Below are 2047 nucleotides of genomic sequence, written 5' to 3'. Positions count from 1 at the left end.
CATAGAAGAACGGCAGCCAATGCTCCATGCCCGCGAAGCGCCGCCCCTCGCTGACCGCGGCGTAGAGCCCGTCGTCACGCGATGGCGCGCCGAATGCCTCGATATAGGCGCGGCGGAAGCGGCTGATGGTTTGAGGCGTCAGCGCCACTTCGCTCATCGCCTGCAGCGCCATCGATTTGCGCTGGCCAGTGGTGCGCTGCGTGGCGGCGTCGAAGACGCGGATCGATTCCAGCGTGTCGCCGAAGAAATCAAGTCGCAGCGCCTCGGTCCAGCCGGGCGCGAAGAGGTCGAGAATGCCGCCGCGCACCGCGAATTCGCCGATGCCTCGCACGGTCGGCACGCGTTCGAATCCCGACGTCTCCAGCCGCGCGATCAGCGCATTCATGTCGATCTGGTTGCCGGGTCTGGCGTGGAAGGTCTGCGCCTCGACAAGCTCCGCGGGCGGAATACGCTGCAGCAACGCATTGGCGGTGGTGAGAATGACGGCACGATGCGGTTTCTTCGCCAGCGCGATCATGGCGGTCAGCGCATCGAGGCGCTTGGCGGCGGCATCGGAACCCGGCGACACACGGTCGTATGGCAGGCAGTCCCAGGCAGGCAGCTCCAGCACGGGCAGGCCGGGTGCGACGAAGGACAGCGCCTCGATGATGGAAGGCAGGCGCTGGCCGTCGCGGGCCACGAACAGCACCGGCTTGTCGGGTGCGATCTCGAGCGCCGTCTGGACCAGCGCGAAGGCCTCGTATCCATCGGCGACACCGTCGACGATGAACTGGCCGGTGCGGCCCTTCGGCAAGCCAATGGTGGGAATGAGAGCCATCAAATCACGGTCTTGGTTGTCGCAATTCCCGTGGGAAAACCGCTTCGCACTTTTCCTGGAATTGCTTGTGTTCAGAAAGTCATGTGTTCAGAAAGTCATGGTCCGGCGGGACGCCAGGATTTTTTGCAGGACGGCACAGTCGATCTCCGTCGGCACCGGGCGTTCGCCAGTGACCAGCGGCAGGAATTCCGTGTCGGAAATGTCGAGGAGCCTCTCATATTGGTCGATTTCCTCAGCGGTCAAGGTGCCGATCTCGGCATCGGCGAAGGTGCCGAGGATGAGGTCCATCTCGCGCATGCCGCGATGCCAGGAGCGGAACAACAGCTTGCGGCGATGGGCGTCCAGACCCTCGCTTGATCGTTTCGTTCCGGTCATTGTGCCGCATCCTCGCTTCAAGCGGCGCATATAGCGTGGATAGTGGGCGGTGTCAGCCTTGCGCTGCGGCCGTCGCGACATAAGCTGACATCATGCGTCCTTCCATCCTCGATCCCCTGTTTGTCCCGATCACTTCGCTTGCCGGCATCGGACCGAAGGTCGGTGCGTTGATCGAGAAGGTCGTGGCGGCCGACCTCGGCGATCGCGCAGCGCGTGCCGGCGATCTGTTGTTCGTGCTGCCGCACACCGTCATCGACCGCCGCAACCGGCCAGGCATCGCACTCGCGGCCGAAGGCGCCATCGTGACGCTTGAGCTGCGCATAGACCGCCACCAGGCGCCGCCGCGCGGCAACAAATCAGTGCCCTATCGGGTCTACGCCCATGACGATACCGGCGAAATCGGCCTGACCTTCTTCCATGCCCATGCCGCCTATCTCGAAAAGGCGATGCCGGTGGGCGAGCATGTCGTGGTGTCAGGCCGCATGGAATGGTTCAATGGGCGCCCGACCATGGTCCATCCCGACCATATCGCACTCGCCAATGAAGCCGAGAACCTGCCGCTGGTCGAACCGGTATATCCGCTGACCGCGGGGCTGTCCGGCAAGGTTTTGCGCCGTGCCATCGGCCAGGCGCTCGGCCGCCTGCCGGACCTGCCGGAATGGCAGGACGATGCCTTCATGCGCCGCCAGGGCTTTGCGTCCTTCGGCGACGCGCTGACCCGCATCCATTATCCCGCCGACCCGATCGATGTCGCGGTCGAAGGGGCTGCATGGCGCCGCCTCGCCTATGACGAATTGCTCGCCGGGCAGGTTTCGCTGGCCCTGGTGCGGGCAAAGGTGCGACGCCTGTCAGGCC

1 protein-coding gene and 2 pseudogenes are annotated in these 2047 nt (G+C 64.6%); 1 reads left to right on the top strand and 2 read right to left on the bottom strand.

Annotation, left to right across the window (positions count from 1 at the left end; all coding sequences use genetic code 11):
- Positions 1 to 817: pseudogene (locus tag EOA36_RS34305) on the bottom strand (transcription-repair coupling factor); the annotation flags it as partial.
- A gap of 87 nt (positions 818 to 904) precedes the next feature.
- Positions 905 to 1192 (bottom strand): succinate dehydrogenase assembly factor 2, encoded by a 288-nt coding sequence (locus EOA36_RS34300; protein ID WP_127281115.1) that lies wholly within the window; start codon positions 1190 to 1192, stop codon positions 905 to 907.
- 92 nt (positions 1193 to 1284) lie between these two features.
- Here EOA36_RS34300 and EOA36_RS34295 point away from each other — a divergent pair.
- Positions 1285 to 2047, top strand: a pseudogene (locus EOA36_RS34295) (ATP-dependent DNA helicase RecG); the annotation flags it as partial.

This window comes from Mesorhizobium sp. M8A.F.Ca.ET.021.01.1.1 (assembly GCF_003998025.1).
In the GTDB taxonomy this organism is placed as follows: Bacteria; Pseudomonadota; Alphaproteobacteria; order Rhizobiales; family Rhizobiaceae; genus Mesorhizobium.
Note: the sequence above shows the minus strand (reverse complement) of the source record. Positions and strands in the feature narration are given on the sequence as shown.